This is a genomic window from Stappia sp. BW2, from assembly GCF_008107695.1.
In the GTDB taxonomy this organism is placed as follows: domain Bacteria; phylum Pseudomonadota; class Alphaproteobacteria; order Rhizobiales; family Stappiaceae; genus Roseibium.
The window spans coordinates 16,783-35,477 of record NZ_VIRG01000065.1 but is presented as its reverse complement, the minus strand read 5'-3'; the positions used below and the strand labels follow the sequence as shown (position 1 = coordinate 35,477).

At 55.0% G+C, this 18,695-nt stretch carries 17 protein-coding genes; 7 read left to right on the top strand and 10 right to left on the bottom strand.

Annotated elements, in window-relative coordinates; all coding sequences use genetic code 11:
* The first annotated feature begins 318 nt into the window (after nt 1-318).
* Nucleotides 319-1,986 (top strand): hypothetical protein, encoded by a 1,668-nt coding sequence (locus tag FMN63_RS11525; protein WP_148584127.1) that lies wholly within the window; start codon nt 319-321, stop codon nt 1,984-1,986.
* A gap of 315 nt (nt 1,987-2,301) precedes the next feature.
* Here FMN63_RS11525 and FMN63_RS11520 read toward each other — a convergent pair whose 3' ends face one another.
* On the bottom strand, nt 2,302-3,567 hold the full coding sequence (locus FMN63_RS11520) for an abortive infection family protein (RefSeq protein WP_148584126.1): 1,266 nt from the start codon (nt 3,565-3,567) through the stop codon (nt 2,302-2,304).
* Nucleotides 3,568-3,935: 368 nt separating this feature from the next.
* Between FMN63_RS11520 and FMN63_RS11515 the strand changes: the two genes are divergently transcribed.
* A complete protein-coding gene (locus FMN63_RS11515) occupies nt 3,936-4,877 on the top strand; it encodes a helix-turn-helix transcriptional regulator (protein WP_148584125.1) in 942 nt (313 codons plus the stop codon).
* Between the two features lie 157 nt (nt 4,878-5,034).
* On the opposite strand, the gene FMN63_RS11510 is transcribed toward FMN63_RS11515, so the two are convergent.
* Together FMN63_RS11510 and FMN63_RS29565 are read right to left on the bottom strand one after the other, a co-directional pair.
* Nucleotides 5,035-5,595 (bottom strand): PDDEXK family nuclease, encoded by a 561-nt coding sequence (locus FMN63_RS11510; RefSeq protein ID WP_162855024.1) that lies wholly within the window; start codon nt 5,593-5,595, stop codon nt 5,035-5,037.
* Nucleotides 5,592-5,825 carry a helix-turn-helix domain-containing protein gene (locus tag FMN63_RS29565; protein WP_162855023.1) on the bottom strand — a complete coding sequence of 78 codons (234 nt, stop codon included), beginning with the start codon at nt 5,823-5,825 and terminating at the stop codon, nt 5,592-5,594. The genes FMN63_RS11510 and FMN63_RS29565 overlap by 4 nt, the downstream gene beginning before the upstream one ends.
* Before the next feature lie 89 nt (nt 5,826-5,914).
* On the opposite strand from FMN63_RS29565, the gene FMN63_RS11505 reads away from it, so the two are divergent.
* Entirely contained in the window at nt 5,915-6,907 is a 993-nt protein-coding gene (locus FMN63_RS11505; protein ID WP_148584124.1) for a DNA-methyltransferase, read from the top strand.
* A 194-nt stretch (nt 6,908-7,101) separates the two neighbouring features.
* Here FMN63_RS11505 and FMN63_RS11500 read toward each other — a convergent pair whose 3' ends face one another.
* From FMN63_RS11500 to repC, 3 genes are all read right to left on the bottom strand, one after another.
* Entirely contained in the window at nt 7,102-7,545 is a 444-nt protein-coding gene (locus FMN63_RS11500) for a hypothetical protein (RefSeq protein WP_148584123.1), read from the bottom strand.
* A 174-nt stretch (nt 7,546-7,719) separates the two neighbouring features.
* Nucleotides 7,720-7,980 (bottom strand): hypothetical protein, encoded by a 261-nt coding sequence (locus FMN63_RS11495; protein WP_148584122.1) that lies wholly within the window; start codon nt 7,978-7,980, stop codon nt 7,720-7,722.
* Between the two features lie 51 nt (nt 7,981-8,031).
* Nucleotides 8,032-9,375: a replication initiation protein RepC gene (repC, locus tag FMN63_RS11490; RefSeq protein ID WP_286192613.1), complete on the bottom strand. Its 1,344-nt coding sequence runs from the start codon at nt 9,373-9,375 to the stop codon at nt 8,032-8,034.
* A 545-nt stretch (nt 9,376-9,920) separates the two neighbouring features.
* Here repC and FMN63_RS11485 point away from each other — a divergent pair.
* From FMN63_RS11485 to FMN63_RS11470, 4 genes are all read left to right on the top strand, one after another.
* On the top strand, nt 9,921-10,796 hold the full coding sequence (locus tag FMN63_RS11485; RefSeq protein ID WP_148584120.1) for a M48 family metalloprotease: 876 nt from the start codon (nt 9,921-9,923) through the stop codon (nt 10,794-10,796).
* A 153-nt stretch (nt 10,797-10,949) separates the two neighbouring features.
* Complete coding sequence (locus FMN63_RS11480) at nt 10,950-11,435, top strand: hypothetical protein (RefSeq protein ID WP_148584119.1); 486 nt, start codon at nt 10,950-10,952, stop codon at nt 11,433-11,435.
* Nucleotides 11,436-11,524: 89 nt separating this feature from the next.
* Complete coding sequence (locus FMN63_RS11475; RefSeq protein WP_148584118.1) at nt 11,525-12,532, top strand: DUF3987 domain-containing protein; 1,008 nt, start codon at nt 11,525-11,527, stop codon at nt 12,530-12,532.
* 83 nt (nt 12,533-12,615) lie between these two features.
* A complete protein-coding gene (locus FMN63_RS11470; protein ID WP_148584117.1) occupies nt 12,616-13,032 on the top strand; it encodes a thermonuclease family protein in 417 nt (138 codons plus the stop codon).
* A gap of 509 nt (nt 13,033-13,541) precedes the next feature.
* Here FMN63_RS11470 and qhpG read toward each other — a convergent pair.
* The 4 genes from qhpG to FMN63_RS11450 are packed head-to-tail and all read right to left on the bottom strand — an operon-like array spanning nt 13,542 to nt 18,677.
* Nucleotides 13,542-14,900 (bottom strand): flavin-dependent monooxygenase QhpG, encoded by a 1,359-nt coding sequence (qhpG, locus tag FMN63_RS11465; RefSeq protein WP_148584116.1) that lies wholly within the window; start codon nt 14,898-14,900, stop codon nt 13,542-13,544.
* Nucleotides 14,897-16,246 (bottom strand): radical SAM/SPASM domain-containing protein, encoded by a 1,350-nt coding sequence (locus tag FMN63_RS11460; RefSeq protein WP_148584115.1) that lies wholly within the window; start codon nt 16,244-16,246, stop codon nt 14,897-14,899. The genes qhpG and FMN63_RS11460 overlap by 4 nt, the downstream gene beginning before the upstream one ends.
* Nucleotides 16,243-17,487, bottom strand: coding sequence for a LodA/GoxA family CTQ-dependent oxidase (locus FMN63_RS11455; RefSeq protein ID WP_148584114.1), 1,245 nt, complete (start codon nt 17,485-17,487; stop codon nt 16,243-16,245). The genes FMN63_RS11460 and FMN63_RS11455 overlap by 4 nt, the downstream gene beginning before the upstream one ends.
* Before the next feature lie 23 nt (nt 17,488-17,510).
* Entirely contained in the window at nt 17,511-18,677 is a 1,167-nt protein-coding gene (locus FMN63_RS11450; RefSeq protein ID WP_148584113.1) for a ferritin-like domain-containing protein, read from the bottom strand.
* Nucleotides 18,678-18,695 lie beyond the last annotated feature (18 nt).

The window sequence follows — 18,695 nt, the reverse complement described above, 5'->3', positions numbered from 1 at the left end:
CCCGACGACGGCGAGGTCTTCGATGCTTCCTGTCTTCTTTGCACACATGGCTGCTTCTCCTTGTTGCGCGGTTGATCCCGGATAAGGATAACCCAACGGTGGGGAAGCAGCCGACACATCCCATTACCGGTCATTGGCCAAGAGGGCCATCGCTGCACCGCAGCTTCCCCTAACCGGTCTTCCGTGGCAGCGTGCAGCATTTTTAGACTGGCCGACATCAGCTGTCCGCAGGGAGCGGACTGGATCAGGACACGTGCGACCGTTTTGTCCTCCCCCCGTCGCGGACCTGTGCGGCCTTTTCAGATTCCACGGAGTGACATGAACGGTATATTGAAAAGCGATAAAAACGGAGACCTATTGATGACTTTGAAGCCACCCAGTCCCAAAGATGGTGATGCAGGCCTGAGTGACTTCCGCGAAGCTGTGAAGCTCGCCGAAAAAAGCCTGAAGAACAAATTTGACCGTGAGTTTCACAGAAAAAAGTTGTCTCGATGGCAGAAGTACTATCGAACGCTGTCGGCCAAACGCCCGGAAAGCAGTGATAGCGCCACACATTACTCCACACTTTCCAAAATGTGTGGTGAGCTTCTCGAAGAGTATGGACCTGAGCCGCCACCTAAGAAGCGGCCTTCAAAGACATACACCCCCGCCCCCCTGACATACCCCGCGTTTCCCAAAAGCATCACGCACAGAATCCATTTCTTGGAAGGACAGGGCATCAGGCGACAAAGAGCAGTCAAGATGGCAGAACATGCCTCGTTCGTTTCAAGGCAGACTTCAAGCAAAGGCCGTGTTTTGCTATCTGTTGGCCTTCCCTCGGATCAAGTAAAGCTTTTCGAAAGAATTGTTGAGACTATCGGTGATCTGATGGGGGGCGACCTGAAGAAGGCAGGCTTCGACATTGGTTATGAGATGCGGCCAGAGGGTGTGGAGCCAGGAGCATCTTGGCATCCGAATCCATTACCACCGGAACTCCCATGGGCACGCATAGTCTCCGACAATGGCAATGCTCGCGGCTACACTTGGCAGGCGAGGGTAATGGGAGACGCCTATCTGGGTCACAACCAGGAGGGCGTACCCAAAGACATTCCGGACATTACTGACGTGACATCATGGGACCCGGACGGAGACTGGCGTAATATTCTGGCGTTAACCGACGACAATCGGGTGGAAGAAGCATTGCAGCTGGTTGAGAAGGTGCCCGGCGAAAAACGTGAAATTCTGTTCGATGAAGTCGTCTACCTACGGTTCCTGACCTCTTCAGTCCCACGAGCGGATGACCTTATCTTTCTTTCCAGAAAGTATATCCGAAAATCACTGATTGCCGAGAGGCTGGAAGAGGAGTTTTCCGTCTTTCAGGACTATCTCGATACAGAACTGCAGGCCGACCCTCCGCTGCTGGAGAGCATTTCGCGCCTGAACCCTGAATTCGGGAAGTGCATGCTACCTCCTTGGCCGCCCGCATCGGACTGGCCGGCCACGAAGGCGATGCTTTCAAGCTTCACCACGCCGGGTGGCCCCCGGGGACGTATATTTTCTGTCAATATCGATATAGGAGAGGGCAGCCTGGAACAGAGTTTCGCCAGCTACATGCTGGCAGCCGAAAACGCCTTTCGACGGGACCGATCCATTCCAGAAATCGGCCGAGGCTGGGTTTCGGAAGTAGCGCTTCTGGATTTGGTGAGAAACTACTGGCCCTCAGCCGTCCATCAGTGGAGAGCAGGGTTCCTGGGCCTCCAGTCCGTTGATATTTTTGTTTCGGAAGAGAGGCTTGCCATCGAGTACCAAGGCCAACAGCATTACCAGGCTGTCGATCTGTTCGGAGGCCAGGAAGGCCTGATAGCGACCCAGGCCCGCGACGAGCGTAAGAGAAAGCTTTTGCGATTCCACGATGTCAGGCTTCTGGAATGGCCATATGACGCACCCATCCACTCTGAAGAACTCAGAGGGCGGTTGAGCAGGCTTGGGATACAAATTCCGGTCTGACCGAAAGCTCCGCTAAGCCCACCTCCCTGACGAGTTGACGCCGATCCATTAGGGCGCCGTTGCGGCACCGGTTCGCCTCAATTGCATGTCTCATCTTCCGGCCACAGCGCATAGCCACTGCGCGCCCACGGTCGCCTGATGCTCACGTCGCTCGGGGCTGGGAGCGGACTTGCGGAATCGCGATCAGGGTGAGCGCGTAATTACCTGCAGTTCACGTCATTCCCGGCCTAAAGCGGTCGTTTGTTTGCTCGTCGCAAGGCAGCGGCTAGTCATTGCTGTCATTCGACGCAAGCGCAAGATCACTGGCCATTCGATTTAGTCGGTTCTATTGGTTGAGGACCTCAACTGAGATAGATGTCGGTCCAGTACGAAGTCCACGAAGGTACTAGCGGACCCGATCGCCAGGCGAGCATGACGGGGCTGGAGTCCTTTGAAGTCTCTGCCCCGGCCGTGACCCTTACCGTAGACATTTCTCAAAGGCGCCAGCATGTGAGCGATGTTCCCAAGGCTTGTCAGAATACCTTTGATTTCCTTCGCTCCTCTGGCATTTTCGGCTATCCCATTGGGCATGATCTTGATATTTTCACGGAGGAGCTTCAGCAGCTCCGGGATCTCCGCTTTTTCGAGGTACTCGACCTCCCGATCATCTAAGATCAATTTACAACAGCTCTCTACGATCTCTTTAGCCAAGGCAATGGCCTCACCGGGTTCGCTGTCGCCTATGCGCTCAAGGCGCTGCAGGTCCTCGTAGAGGGCGTCTGAGTTCAAAGTAGCGGCAACGGCCTTGATGCGTTGCAGGGATCTTCCCAGAGCATGGATCTTGCGCTGTGCGACATAATCAGGCCTCCCGTTGATGATCGTATCCTCGACTAGCTCCCAACCGTCATTGCGAAGGTGTCCGTTGAAGGCACGTGCCAGCACTTCCTGCTCGACGTCATCCTTGCGAACGATAGGATGGATCACTTCGCAGATGAACTTCAGAAAGACATCCTGATTAACGGCTTGTAGGTCAAACCGGCGATCACTGTAGATCCAATCCAGAGGCCAGTCGTCATTGTTCACGCAATGCTGCCAGATATCACTTTCCGCGTTTTCAAATCGACTATCCAACGACGGCATTGCGGGCAGATCGAAGATGCGGCTCAGGAAGCTCACTTCGCTCAGGGCGCCGAACCACACAGTCTCGCGCGCTCGCATTTCGTCAAGGACCGCAGCGCGCGTTCGCTTGCTGATTTTGCCATCTGGGACCCTCCGTCCCGGCGGTGCCGCCAGCATCGGCGCAATTTCAGTTCTTACCGAGAAATCGTTTTCCCTCCTGACAACTAGATAAATATTTTTCGTGATGGTGTCGGCAATGCGAACACAATGGCTCTCGATTGACACGAAGACACTAACCGGAACACGGAGATAGACGGTCCAGAGATCCGTTCCGTAATCCAAGCTATCAGGTTCCGTCTCGGCCAGCTCAATCTCTGCCTGCATGATAACGAGGAGAGCGTCTTTTTCGTCTTTCTGACGGAGCAACTCCGCGACCGTCGGCAGGGCACCCTCAATCTCACGTCGGATACTGAGATATCGCATGCGTTCAGGCTCCGTCACGTTTTCTCATTCATGCTCTAGACTAAATGTAACGTATCGCCTTTTCCTTGAACCACAAGTTTTACCTTGCGGCTCGAGTAACCACCTCGAATGTCCATTAATGGGATAATACGAATAAATGTTTGCACCACAGCAAACTTCCGCATTCCGCCCTCTATGGACCTTCTCTCGCCGCGCAACGAACGCTCGCTTCGTGGCACGCTCAAGAGCACATGTTTGGGCCCGCCATTCATAGCCGCAGGTCGTCGCCACGGAAGAAAACAACAACGGCGTGTTTGCAACACACATATTGCGTAACACCATAAAACACGCTAACCGTGTTCCAACACACACAAATTGCGTGAAGCAACATGAAGATCAAAGAGTTGCGTGAGAAGATGAACTGGAGCCAAGGCGACTTGGCGAAACTGCTCAGCAGGACACAACAGACCGTATCCAGGTGGGAGAGCGGGGCGACAGAACCGGGCATCGACGCGCTGCGAGACATGGCAATGATATTCGGTTGCAGCGTTGACGACATTCTCGGGCTTGAAGGGATAAGCCCGAGCAACAAGCTCACCGTTTCAATTCCAAATGCAGACGCGCTGGCCGAAGAGTTCGACGGCTGTTGGGGAAACCTGGGACTTAAAATGAAGGACCGGGAACATATCAAATGGTATCCGATTTCTGCCTCGCAGCGCGAAGAGATCAGAGACGCCCTGAACGGCGAAATCCTTCAAACGCAAGTGAAGTGGTTCACTGTCACAACGCTTAACAATCGCGCACTGATCGTGAACCCTAAAGCTATGCGCCGGATCTGGCTGCTTGCGGAAGAACACGACGAACCAGAGACCGGAGATTTTGTCGACATCGGTGACGCGATCACGGGATGGCCTCTCGAACTGTACCGCGGCCTTAGTGAATGGGCTTCATGCGACGATGAAAAAGCCTGGCAGAAAGGCACCTCCAAGAAGTACCGCTCTGCCATTGCTGCCTTTGTCTCTGAAAAAAATCTGGACCAAGAGAGTGCGCTAGACCTTGTCCATAGCGCCCACATCTTCGACATCGACGGCAACGAAACCAGCTATTGGGTGGACGAGCAAAATGCCTACGATGCGATAAACGCAATTGACGCGGGCGAGGGAGAGCCCCCGGCCGCATTTGAATTATCCCATCAATTCGGTGAGTTTGAATCGTTCTTCCCGGCCGCGAATATCTCACTGATTGACTTGCCATTGCTCGACATCATCGATGTGCACAAGAGCATGTTGGAAGAGTACGAAAACGAGGCGCGACAACAGGAAAATCGCTAGTTGCTTGCACAAAATGAAACCCCGCCAGCGTCCGCAGGCGCTGGCGGGGCTGACGACGGGCTTGTTCAAGTCGGTGACCCGCAGGGAGCGAACGGCACCGAACACCGACCCCTGACTGCGCTTTCTAAGAGCGGACTACACTTCAAAAGCAATTCGGCTAAGACTCATCCTCAGCAAGTGGTCGCTTTTTCCGTCGGTTCACGACGGGTCGTTTTCTGAAGGTGGACAAGTCGGGAGGCACCCCATCCAGAAGACGGCCGTTGTTCATGACAAACTCAAGAGGAATTTTGGGATTGTTTATATCTTTACCGCCGTCGTCATGCCACTTTTTCCACCACTTCTCAAACAATGGCTCCAAGTCCTGAGGAGTCATTAAATAAATCGCCAAAAGCTCTATGTTTTCATAAATTGCGAATATCCAATCAACCTGTCTATATTTTTCGATAATGATCGGATTTAGATGATGATGCGTGGATATATTCTTTTGAAGGGAAAAATTTACAGACTTCAGTTCATACTCTCTGCCTGTTTCATCTTTGGCATCATTGCCCTCTCTACCGTCTAATACGGTAAGACCTAAAGCCAGAATGACCTGTAGGAGTTTCCCACCGTTGTCTTGAAAGATGTCCTTGATACCGTGTTTCTCGGCTAACTCTTGATACTTCTGAACGGCAGGAAACAACTGGTCGAGCAGTTTTTTATCAGGATGAGGCTTCATTCGCTGCCCCCGGAAAGAAGTTCGGCAGCCGTCGTCCGCAAAGCTCCTGCGAGCTTGCTAATATTATCTATTGAAATATTTCTCTCTGCCCGTTCGACTGCACCGACATAGGTGCGGTGCAGTCCTGCGAGATCAGCAAGCGCCTCCTGGCTAATCCCCAGGCTTGTTCGCCGGATGCGAATATTTTTCGCCAAAACCGAGCGTAAATGTCTAGAATCGGCCGCAATCATAAGCGCCATTTTCAAAGCAGATGACTTTGAGTCGACACTCGATAAGTAGCAATCGTCCTATAACCACTTAAAAGCAAAAAGGAAAAACAATGACCGACATGCTGCACTCATATTCAACTCAATATGGGGAAGCCTGGTGCGGTGATTCCTTGAAACTTTTGGAACGTCTTGAGGACAATTCCATTAATCTTGTAATCACGAGTCCTCCATTCGCTTTGCAGAGAAAAAAAGAATACGGGAATAAAGAACAGCACGAATATTTGGACTGGATCACTGACTTCGCTGCTCTAGTCCATAGGAAGCTGCGTGATGATGGCAGCTTCGTATTGGATATTGGCGGTGCCTATCAGAAGGGTACTCCTACCAGAAGCCTATACAATTTCAGGCTACCAATTCGGTTCTGTGATGAACTAGGTTTCTTCCTTGCAGAGGATTTCTACTGGTACAACCCGTCGAAGCTGCCCTCTCCAATCGAATGGGTCAACAAGAGAAAAATAAGGGCGAAAGACGCAGTCAATAACGTTTGGTGGTTCAGTAAAACAGAGTGGCCGAAAGCTGATATTTCAAAAGTGCTTGCTCCATACAGCGACCGCATGAAAAAACTGCTCGAAGATCCTGATAGTTTTTACAAGCCTAAGGTCCGTCCAAGTGGGCATGATATTGGAAAAAGCTTTGGTAAAGACAATGGTGGAGCGATTCCGTCCAATCTCCTCCAAATTCCTAACACGGAAAGCAATGGCGCTTACGTTAAGGGTTGCAAGGCTGTGGGCGTTAAGGCGCACCCCGCACGCTTCCCGTCAAAATTACCTGAATTCTTCATCAAATATCTGACCGAACCAAATGATTTGGTTGTAGATATATTTGCCGGATCAAACACTACAGGACAGGTCGCAGAAACCCTCGGTCGACGGTGGATGTCATTTGATCTTGATCTTCAGTACGTCGCAGCTTCATCGTTCAGGTTTATCGATGAGCTAGACGAGAACGATATTCAGTCCACTTTTGATAAGATTTTGTCTGGTGCGCATGTCGCGTTTGAGAAGCGCCAGGTGTCCCTGCCCTTCGCAGCAGCTGCTGAATAACTATTTGATCAAATGCGCTGACTAGCAGAGGCCGGAACAGAGTACCCCCAATGTGGTAATTCCTTTCTTGACAAATCTCCCTGTCGCAGCTTCCAACATCCCATAAATGAAACCCCGCCAGCGTCCGCAGGCGCTGGCGGGGTTGTCGGTCAGAGACAGTCCACGGGGGCTATGGCCCTTCAGCGCGTGGCCAGTCAACGCAACTCGTTGAGCCTGTTCTGCAGGCGAGCACCGTCCGGCGTCGCGAGCAAATTGAACACGTCCTTGTTTGCCTCTTTCGGGTTCAACACAAGCCAGTTGTCGCCGGTCACTCGGGTTTTGCCACCCTCGGCCTGGAACGTGAGTTCAACGAATGAAACCGGCGCCCCCTTGGTCCGGTCCTTCAGCGGGTTATTGTCGTTGACGTTGGCCGGGAGCGTCTTGTTGAACAGCACCTTGCTGTCCGTTTCACGGGCAACCTTGAAGCCAAGGGTTGGCCGCATGAAAATGGCCTTTGAGGCGGCTTTGGCGGCCGCGATGTTCTTGGATGTTACGACGGTGGGCTTGTTTGCCTGGGAGAATGCAGTGGTTCCGCCATCAGTGGTTTGACATGCCGCCAGGAAGGCAGCCGCACAGGATGCGATCAGGAATTTTCTCATACGTTTGCGGTCCTCGTGTTGGGGAGCTGGATTTCATTTGTTCCGCCGTCGGAACGGGGGAACGCTCTGTCAAGGTCGGCCGGGTACCCGGCCGCCGGCATCGGGGAGCCTTGACAGAGCGTGGGGGCGAGCCCCCTGCCCTTGGAGTTTGTCTGGCGGAACGCCAGTCCGCTCCTACCGTTCGCTGATCGGCATGATTTTCAAACCCACCGGCGAAGTCCCGGCTGCGCTAGGTACAAATTTCAGCGGTTGAGCAGAATATCCATAGGCCCAGAGCGCGACGAGCAGATCTCCATGCATGACCATATCAGCGGCTTCTTGTCCGTAGCCTTTGATGAAATCCGTATCGGTTTCAAAAATTTGAGGACCACGGTCTGCGATCCGTTTTGCCATCTCCATAACTTGCGGCGCTTTCTCACTGTAGAGTTCACTCATCGATAGTCCTTTCTTGTTCAGCACTTAAAAAATCGCGGATCAGCCTGACCATCAGGTCAGTCCGCTTTCCGGCTGGGGCTGTTTCAAGAGCCCGAAGACGGATTTGTGAAGGTAGAGCTTGCCTTGGCGGGCACGTGTCAGCATTCCGGACACGAACCCGCCGGGATTGACGACGGGGTTGTTCGGGTCGGCGAGGCGGCGTTCGGTGACGACGATGCAAACGGACGCCGCGGCCGGACCTGTTTCGCTGCGCAAACTGGTCCAGAGCGCCGGACTAAGACCAAGATAGCCGGCCGCTTTTGCGGCGGCCCTGTCCAGGGCGGTCCAGTTTGCCTCCCTCTCTCCGGCCTCCAGTTGGATCATGTCCTGCATAAGCGGGCTGGCAACATTCATCACCTGATCGAGCCGAATGTGTTCGATCCCGGTGCCGGTAATTCCGACCTTCGGCCTCGCCTTCGCACCAGGGGGCACATTTTCGCGGTGCGCCTGCCCCCTACTCCCTTCTTCCATGCCGCCCGCGTTAGCGGGCTCCGTTTGCAGGATAACTTCATCGCCGTCCGGCGATGTCCGTTCGCCACTACAAGTCCCTACGGGATTTTGCCTTGTATCTTCCGTATATTGGTGCCGGAAATCTTGTTCCGCCTGGGCGGAAATTTCTTGATCGAGAACCGAGGTCAAAGCTTGTTTCAGGCGTGCAATCTCGGCCTCCAGTTCCAACCGGAGTGAACACACGGCAATCGTCGGCCAAGCCGTCTTGCTGAAGCTCCGCCCGGGGATCCTGCCAAGGAGGTTTTCTGCCGCTCTGATGAGATCGGCGCTGCAGTCATGAGCATGAGCCTGTTGCGCCAGATAGCACAGCACACGGCGCAAGCATCTGATGCGGCCGGTTTCAGAACTCCGCAACTGAAGTTCAAACGCATCTGCCTCGCCCATCTTTTCGATGTCCGCAAACCGTTCAATGAGCGGCGTGAGCACGATGCCGTAAGCATCGATGAGTTTTCCGGTCCCGTCGCGCTTGGCATATCGCCGGTGGTTTCCGGAATCGTTCCAGAGGATCAGGCCTTTCCGGGCAAGGCTGGTTTCGTAATTTCGGATCGTGCGTTCCTCAACATCGAAGTGCGCCGCAAGGGTCTTGACCTGGGAGTAGGCAACCGGTGCCCTCCCCTGCTCCCAGTCCTCGGCCTGGGTCATGCAAATCTGGTGCTCAAGGTAAGCGAGCACAGCCGGCTTGAGGTCGAGCGCGCGACGCGCCCGTTTGAGAGCTTTGATCACGTCAATTTTGGTCTTGCCTTTTGGTAGACCGATCGAGGGGACGAGGATCCCCGATGAAAATGCGCGGCGGTGTTTTGCGGCGTCTGCAGCGTCAATCCAATCCGGATGCGACGGGTATTCCAAATTGCTCAAGTCCAGCTCCGTCCCCCTACCCTGTGGTTGTGGATAGACAATAGAAATCCACCCGCAAAAATTGCGGCCAGGCTTGTCAAATTGTCTTGGGGGAGCTACAAAACCAGCGTTCTAGACTTACTTAGGTAAGGCTCCCCCCTGGATCCGACTTGTCGGGTCTGGGGGTTTCCATTTTTAGCCCCTGAACAGGGCCTTTAATGTTCTATCTCCATTCAAAATCACCGAATTGAAGCTCTGCATTGCAGTGAATCACTTCAGCAACCTTGCGTCTTAGGACTGGCAATATTCTGGGTGCGTTTCAATTTTGTTTGAGAATGGCGTAGCTTTTTTCGCAACTTTTCTGTGAAATAATCTTAAATTCTACTAGCTACTATTAACTTATGATAAGCCTTATACGAGAGATTAAATTATTCTTATTTACCATGCGTAATTTATTGTTCTTTTTTTGCATCAATCTCACACAGTCAGAACAGCAAATACTTGTTAGCCGTTGCAATCATTGATAGAATCTCCCTAGTCAAAAGGAGACCTTATCGATGAGCCCCGTATTCAGGGTTGCAGTTATTGAGGTGACGCGTCTAATCGCCCTTGCAGCAGGGGCCGCATCAGCCTTTCTACTCACCGCATTTTCCATATCTCTGCTGAACATGCCTTATTCACTTGTCTACGGCCCTCTGCCGTTCGAGGAATGGCAAATATTGACGTTCGCGGTCGCAGTCGCAGTAGCGCCGGCCGTTTTCGTTGCCTACGTTCCGTCTTTCGCCGCCAGCGCCTTCGACATTCGTTTTTCGACACGCAGACTGTCTCAGCGCGAAAAAGAACTCGTCGCCAAGGTCGAAGCCGTTCTTGAAGACTGTGCAAAAAGGAGCGGGATCAAGCTGCCCAAGATCGTATGGCGGGTTCAGGACATTGGGGAAATCAATGCCATGGCCTACGCCCATAACCGGGTTTGCTTCACCAAGGGCATCCTGCACAAGTATGGCGACTCCCAGGCCGGCATCGAGCGCCTGGCCGGCGTTGCGGCCCATGAGATCGGGCACCTGCGAAATTGGGATACCAGGATCAACATGCTCCTGCATTACCTGACCTTGCCGGTGAATTTCGGCATTGGCCTCGCCAACACCACCATCAACCGCATTCCGATCATTGGGATGCTCTTTACTCTGGTAACGGTCGTCTTCAGGCTTCCGTGCGACATCGCGCATTTCCTGAACGGGTCCACGTCACAGTTTCAGGAGTACCAGGCCGACAGGTTTGCGGGAAAGCTGATGAACGGCGTCGGGATATCGGAGTTTCTGGAGGACATTTCGCACATGAGCGAGCTGCCGGGCGACAAGTTCTCCGACTGGCTCATGCGCACCCATCCGCCGACCGAGCTCCGACACGACGAACTGACGCGCGAAGCCCGGTAACTGATCCCCCCACATTCTGGATCTTTCACAGCACGTTGACCTTCTCTCGTCGTGCCCCTTCCCCATTACTGACTCAAAGCGAAAACTATGAATATCACTGCCTTTCCGCGCCGCCCTAAAAGCCCCAAGCCCCCTGAAACGAAAACTTGGTGTGTGCCGGTAAACTTCGTCTTCGATGACGGCACCGAACTTTCCCTTCGCCTGGCTGAAAAGTCGGTCCAGTATTTGGAAAACCGCCTTTGGTCCGAAGACAATGAGAAGCACTTCGTCATCTTCCAGAGTGTCGAAGAGGTTGTTGCGCTCAATGCCCGGCGCTTGACGCATTGGACGCCCGATATGGAAGAACTCAGCATCGTTGAGTACGCGGAACGACAAGAAGAAGATGAGGACGAACCGGAGCCGGTTTCGGTTCACTGCGCCAACCTGGCCGGACCAATCCAACTTTGGTGTGTAGCGGAAAAGGAAGGCGACGAACGGGAGCCGGTTCGAACCGCAATGATCGATCTGGACGATGCAGACAGCCTAGGCCAGCCGTTCTTGAGGGTCACGGATTCCAGCTTGCAGCCGCATTATTTCCGGACAAGCAGCGTGCTCCTGTTTCGGGTTCCACAATGGATCATTCCAGGCTTTTCCGACTGAGCCGCCCGACGTCACACCTCCACGACGAACCGGCAGACACGTTCGCTGCCGCATTGTCTCGTCAGTCCCCCAACAACAGAGAATAGAACATGGCCGATTGGCTCGATGTGTGGTCCATCCTGGGAAAGGAACAGGGCCTGGAAATTGATATGCTGGAACCGGTACGGTTGACTGTTGGTGGCGTAAAAGATCCTCAGAAGTTGAGCGAGCTTATCCCGGTCATGTGGGTTTCAAGCGGGTTGATGGACCTGGGCGAGCTGGAAATTCACAAGCAGTTTTTCCTGGGCAACCTGTTCGAAGAACCGTTGGTCTTCTATCCCTCTGACTACCTGTCCAACAAAGGGTTACAGAACACGCTCGGACTTCTCGCGCAGATCGTTCGCGACAGCAAGAAAGGCGGAGCTGAAAGCCTCGCAAAACAGGTCTTGGCGCTCTTCACCGCAGCTTCGATGCACGAGTATGGAAACTGGTGGCGTCGGGACTTCAGATTCCAAAGCAGCGAAGCTGAAAGGAAGATAGAAGACTGGCTCGACAAGAACTGCCCTTTCAACTTTCGTTGGCACCTGCGATCCACGACCCTGGGACCGGATACCGCGTTTCTGGAGTATCAGGATTTTAAAGAGGTGCTTGGCGCGGAGAGCCCTACAACGACCAGGGACTTTTGCAAGATCATCATCGCAGGGCACCGACGCGTGCTGGATCAATACCAGCTCGTTATTCCGACGTTCCAATATGAGTTTCGGCGGGAATTCGAGAGCGATCTTTTGGATTGGTGGGAAGATCTGCAAGCGCGCGAGGAAAAAGCCGCAGTTCAAAGGCAGGCGATAAGAGACGCGCGAGCGGCAAAGGAACAGCTTCATCATGAACGATTGGAACAGAAGCGTAGAGCTTTGCTCTCACCTGAAAAACGCAAGCAGGAGTTTCCTCCCTTGTCGTGGCAGAATACGACCAACGAACGGCTTCAAGAACTGTTGCTTGAAGCACCTATGACGGAATTAGCCGTGCGTTTTTCGGTAAGTGAAGCCGCGATCCGCAAGCGCGTGAAGAACGCAGGACTTTCGATTCCGAAGCGAGGACATTGGCTTAAAAAAGACTAGCGTTCAAACATGATCCCGGCACGGTGGTTGCGCCGATCTGCGCGGCCCTCGTGCCAAACTCCCCGAAAAGAAGATCGAAACCGATGATCCGCATTCTAGTCGCCCTCGCCCTTTGCCTCGCTGTTGTCCCCGCCAATGCGGACGAGTGGACCAGTCCGGTTTCGCGCGTGATCGATGGCGATACTTTCCTGCTCTCGCGGCCGCTGGTACGGATCCGCCTGTGCGGTGTCGATACACCAGAGCGCGGGCAGCGCGGCTACCGCGAAGCGACGCAATATGTCAAAGCCCTTGTTGCCGGGAAAAAGGTGCAGTGTCGAACGGTCGGCGACGGAACACCCTGCGACGGCCGTTCCCGCAAGAGGTCCTATGTCCGCTTTGTCGCTCAATGCTTCGTTGACAGTCAGGACATTGCGATGAAGCTTGTTCAGTCCGGACACGCCTGCGCCTGGCCGCACTACTCCGGCAAGCATTATGTTCGGCAAGCGAGCTGCGTTCGGTAGCCGTCTCGACCCCAACCGAGGTCTATTCTGGTAGGTGGCAGGATCATACGTTTAACGAAACCAGACATCCAGCTACCGCGCAGTGAATGACTATAAGGAAGGTACCAACTCAAAACATTTACTGCAGCGCGCTGAACTCAACAATTGGGCGGGAAGCGGACTTTTCTTGCGACCATTGGCGATTGCCACTCCGTGGACAAAACAGTTGTTGACACGAAAAATTTGAACAGCCGCTTTCGGCAATCGACCAGCCTCTCTCGAAGAGGGCGTTCACTTGCCTTGTAGCAAGGGTATGAAGTAAGCCTACACTGTCCGATGCTCCAAGGACTTCTGAGATCGGACAATCGCAGGATTTGGACGCCGCGGGGAAATAATCAATCCGCGTCCAAGCGACTACCTATCAAAGTAGGAAGTGTCCGATAGAGCCAGCAAATACACACCGCTCAAAAAAGCCTTTTTGGGTATGCGGGAATTCTGCACGCGGCCCAAGCACCGCAAGCAGCCAGTGGTCAGCGGTTGAGACGTACCAGCAAGGCATTGTGCCACAGCCAATCTGCGATCAAAGCACCTTTTGGCGACTGCTGTTTCAGGCAAGCGACCAGCCGCTCATAGCGCGCGATGCGTGGCAGGCTCGCCAATAGCTGCGGTAGGTCGTCCCCGGCCAAATACTTTATGCAACCTTCAAGGTTTGGGTGTTGCACAACGCGGCGTTTGACAACGAAGTCATCTTCGATTACCGCGCTATTGGTTAGTGACAACGCTGGCGACAATCCGACATAGTCGGAGGGAGCGGGGGGGGGCGATATTGGTTGCTGCAAACGTGCTGCCGTCGCCGCTCGCTCAATCCAGAACTTTGTGTTGTGCGCCGCAGCTGCCCGCGCGTACTCATTGCCCGTATGTGCTGAATACAGTGCGACCCGACTTGCCACGCGATTCACGTAAAAGCTTTGGGCGAGGGTCGCGCTAGCGGGTCTCTTCAGAATCGTGTTGACGATGGCGGCCGCTTGCAAGCCTGAGGTCAGCGCTAAATGGACTCCTTGAGAGGCCAGAGGATCGACAGTTAGCGCGGCGTCGCCAACGCGGATCATCCCCCCGTCTATCGGCAGTTTGGCGTGACGACTGCTGGCATCGCAGGCCTCCACCTGGCTGCTTTGGGTTCCGGTGAGGAGCGACAAGGAAAAGCGGGCCAACAAGCGAAGATAAAGCTCCTGAAGGCGGTCCCCGGAAACGTTTTGCAGATTCCGAGGATCGACAAAGACACTCTGAATAACATCTGTTGGGCCGGACCGAGCGCACCAAAGCCATGCGCTTTCACTGGCTTCGATCAACCCATCACAAACGGGCTGTGCTGCAAACCGCCATGTTGCATGCAAAGCCAGAAGTGGAGGCCCGTCGTGCACCCGCTGACCTGGAACAGCGGGGCGTCGCCCGCCCGCATCCACCACAAAGCGCGTCTCCAGCACGGTGCCATTTGCCAGAGTGAGTCGATGCCCGTGAGCCGAATGCGAAATTGACCTCAGTTGCGCAGGCTGATGCAGGTCAACGCCCGCTCGGACGGCACGAGCCAACAAGTCGTGGTCAAGTAGCCCTCTGTCGACATGGAAGCCGCTATTATCGACTTGTCGGGTGACGCCGTCCCAGAGCACAAGTGTGGTCCTGCGCTGCCAGTGGCCTGCTGCGCGAAAGCTGTTCCCCGCACCAAGGTGGTCCAGCAGTTGCACGGTCTGGTGCGAGAGGCAGATGCCGACATGAGGCCGTGGAAAGGTGGAACGTTCTATCAGTACTACCTGATGGCCCAACTCGGCTAGACGCAGCGCCACCGCGCTGCCAGCTGGGCCGCCTCCGATTATTGCGACATCATGGGTCACGGCTGATCCAGAAGGCGCAGCATCTGATCAGGCGAGCGCATCGCCAACGTGGCATAGACGCCCAGGCAATAGTCAAGCCATCCCCGAATGTAATCGCATCCCGGGCGGCCGCGTTTGAGCACCTCGTAGTGGCAGGACCCAGAACATAGGTAGCGTGCCCAGCAGGATGTGCAGTCGCCTTGCGCGGACAGATTGCGTTGTCGTAGCCAATTAGACTGCGCCACCGGATCGACGCCCTGCGCGACATTACCCAGATATCCGGCGTCGTCATCGACAAACCGATGGCAGGCGTGCAGGGTACCCTTGGCCGAGACGCCCAAATAGCCCCCCCCTGCGCCGCAAGGGTAGCTGTCGCGCTGATAACGGTGTATGCGCTTGAGCTGCATCGTCAGATTCGTGAAGGGTAGCGGACGGTCGGTCTCCAGGCTGTCGAGAAATGCCTGCCCGCATTGCACCAGCTGCCCCAACATCTTGTTCAGTTCCGCAGCTCCCATCTGGCCTCGACCATTAGGAGCTGTCAACATGGGCGAAAACATCACCCCGTCAAACCCCAGGCCAGCCAATCCGGTCAAGATCTCGGACAGGTCCAGATTAAAGGGTGTGACCGTGACCCGTGCATCAAGCCTGAATTCTCGGTCCGGAACAGAGCGAAGGCGCGCAAGTGCCCGTTCCACCTGGGCGAAGCTTCCCCGTCCCCCCGCAAATGGGCGCAGGCGGTCGTGCGTTCCTTGCAACCCGTCCACGCTGATGGTTAGGGCAAAACCGTAGTGCTGAAACAGCGCCACATCCTCAGGGTTAATCAATGTAGCGTTTGTGGTCAGGCTAAAGCCAACTCCGATCCCGAGCGCTTGCCCCTTCCGCGCGGCATAGCGCGTGGCTGCATGCAGCACCGGTCTGTTGGTGAGGGGCTCTCCCCCCATAAAAGCCAGTGTGATGCGTCCACCCGGTTGAGCGCCGTCCAAAAGTCGGTCGACCGCTTCTTTGGCAACCGCCGCGCCCATCGCGGTAGCGTCTCCGCCAAACGTGCCTTGTTGGGCATAGCAATAGCTGCACCCGAGATTGCACTTTTGCGCCACCGCCAGAGACAGTGCCTTGAGCGGAGCCGTCTCTGGCAGCGGATCGGGTGCGCGTGCTTTTTTGGCGGAGCCCAATGCCATCTGTTCTGCCCGGCGGGTGTCACCAAGATCTAACGCTAAATTGACGGCATGCGCCCGGGCAGGGTCGAACTTGCGGATCACGCCGGTCTCGACCTCCAGCACATGGGCGTCGTCGCCGCCAAACAGATGCATGCGGCTTGAACGGGGACGAGTCGTCGGATTGTTGTCAGTGATCCGATGAACGGTCACTGCGGCGCATCCAAAAGAAAGGGTGGCTGCGGCTGCGCACCAGCATCGTCATTGCCGTCACGCTCGGTACCAAACAGAAAGAAGGGATCGTCGTCTAGGTCCCGCGCCACGCCCATCATGTCGATATAGGCGTTGAGATCTTCGGGATTTCCCATTTGAGGGCCTGCTGCGGCAAATTCCCTACGTGCGAGTTTGCGCGTGTCAGGCGCATCGTCATAGGCCATTTCGTTGGGGAATTCAGAAGTCCAGTAGTTCAGGCATGCATTCAGATCAGTTTGCCATGCCGAACACAAGCCAGCGGTCAGCGCGCCGAAATCAGCGCCGTTCTCACCGTATGCCGGGCGAATTTCAGCCTCGGCAATATGATTCTGACCACGCGGGAAAAAAGCCCCAGCGGGATCGGGCAGTGCGTTGCCTCGGTTCAGACAGATTTCCATCCCCGGTGCATATTCGGCGTTCATGGTTGACATGATTGCGAAATCCATCGCATAGCCCGCCCCAGTCAAAGGCGCGTCCTCCGGAATGTTCAGCAATTTTCGGGTTTCCGCGATGAAGTCAAGATTGCGGCCGTTGTTGATGTCTCCGGGATTGACATCGGGTGAGTGCTGCTGCGGTGCGACCAGCACACCGGCAGGAATGACGGGGACGTCATTTATGTCGGACAGTTCCACCGTGACCATGCCGTCGCTTGTCGTGTCCTGCACGCCATTGTCGCTGGTATGGCTGCCATAGGGCGGGATGACCGTGTTTTTGTCGCGGCGGTAAACTCCTCCTTTAGGGGGCACGAACATCCCATTGCCGTGCAGATCTCCGAGCCAGACGTTTGACTCCCTCCAAGGGTTTGCGCCCTCCAGCCGGGTGACCTCGGAGCCACTTGCGCTGCCGGATGCCTCGATCACCGGGGTTGAACCGTCGGAAAAGTTGTTCAGCTTGCGATTGGCGACAGTTACGTGCCAGACCGCGTCGATGCCCAAGTTTGTCATGACATCCGAGGACAATTCGCCCAGGTCCTTTCCATCTTCGTCGTAGGCAAAGACCCGGAACCGTACAGCCTGCCGCATCATCCAATGGTGCCCTTCCTGCACGGTCATATAGGTCAGGCTTTGCGCATTGCCGGCATCGCGAACCGCTTGATAGTCGAAGAATTCGTAGAAATCGTCATTGTTCGCCAGACGGGCGACGCCGATGGCCGGGTGCACCTTGAAGGCGGAAACATTGCTTAGGTCATTGGGAAAAGCCATCTGAAAACTCCTTCTGGTATGGATCAAGAGGCCGCTGGGGGGGCGGACGGCACATATTCAAAAGGAATCCCGGCAGTGACCCCTTTACGGTCGGCGGCACCGATAATGTTGGAGGCCGCTGACACCATGCTGCGCATGTCACCAATTGATGCGATGTAAGCCGCCTTTGCGTTCGCTTCTACGGCTGGTCTGGGACAGTTGAAGGCAAAGGCCAGCTTGTCGACCATCTCGCTGTAGCGCGAGTTGAACCGGTCCATCTGGCGTTTGACGCTTGGCTCGTGGGCGAAATCAGCAGCTTTGGCGTTGGGGACGAAAAGGTGCACCTTTGTTTCGTCAAAGGGCAGGCTTGCGCCAGCATAGCGATACCCCAATTCCGTGCTCCCGTCGCGAACCAGGTAGCGGCCTTTGATAATCGATTCGAACCGATAGAAGTGGCCCGGGATGTCTTCTGGCGAAAGGGGGTTGTATGGCGCTGATCCCTCGCCTTCGGCCACGATCCATTCCAGATGACGGATCGCTGTCTCCTTGTCCCGAATGACAAAGTCGAATTCCGGTGCCAGCGGATAGGTGTGGTGGTCGCTGTCATTTTTGTAGGCGAAGGCCACGAAATTCGGGTCGACCGAAATCTGCTTGTAGGCATTGCGAGCCGCGTTGTCGAACAAGCCCGGAATCGTGTCGTTTGCAAGGATCTTGATGATCTTTTCGTAGAACTGCCCGATGGTTTCGACGGGCTCTTCCTCGTCGGCAAAGGCGGTAGGGAAATTGACTGGATCCTCAGGGGTTTCGATCTGCATGAACAACCGCTCCACCTGCTCGATGGAAAAGCTTTCTAACTCAAGATGCAGGGGGGGCTCTATGACCTTCAGATCGAAGGGATAGGCCGGAATAGCCTGGTAAATGTCCGGCGCGATACCGATGGCGTTCATCAGATTCGCCACCACGGTCATGTGCAGCATCTCTTCCTTTGCGACGCGCAGGATGAGTTGATAGACCTGCCGGTTGTCGCCACCGAGGCTGAATGCCGCCGACAGATAAGGCGGTACGGTCGAAAACTCCAACTCCAGTGCCGCCTGCAAGAGACGCCCCAACCGGGCGCAAGCCTCTTCGGGCTCGAGCTGACCGCGTTGCACCAGATGCAGACTGGAGGCGAGGCCGGGATTTATCACGAGAGGGGTGTAGTCGCGTGGCATGAGGGCCTATTCTCCATT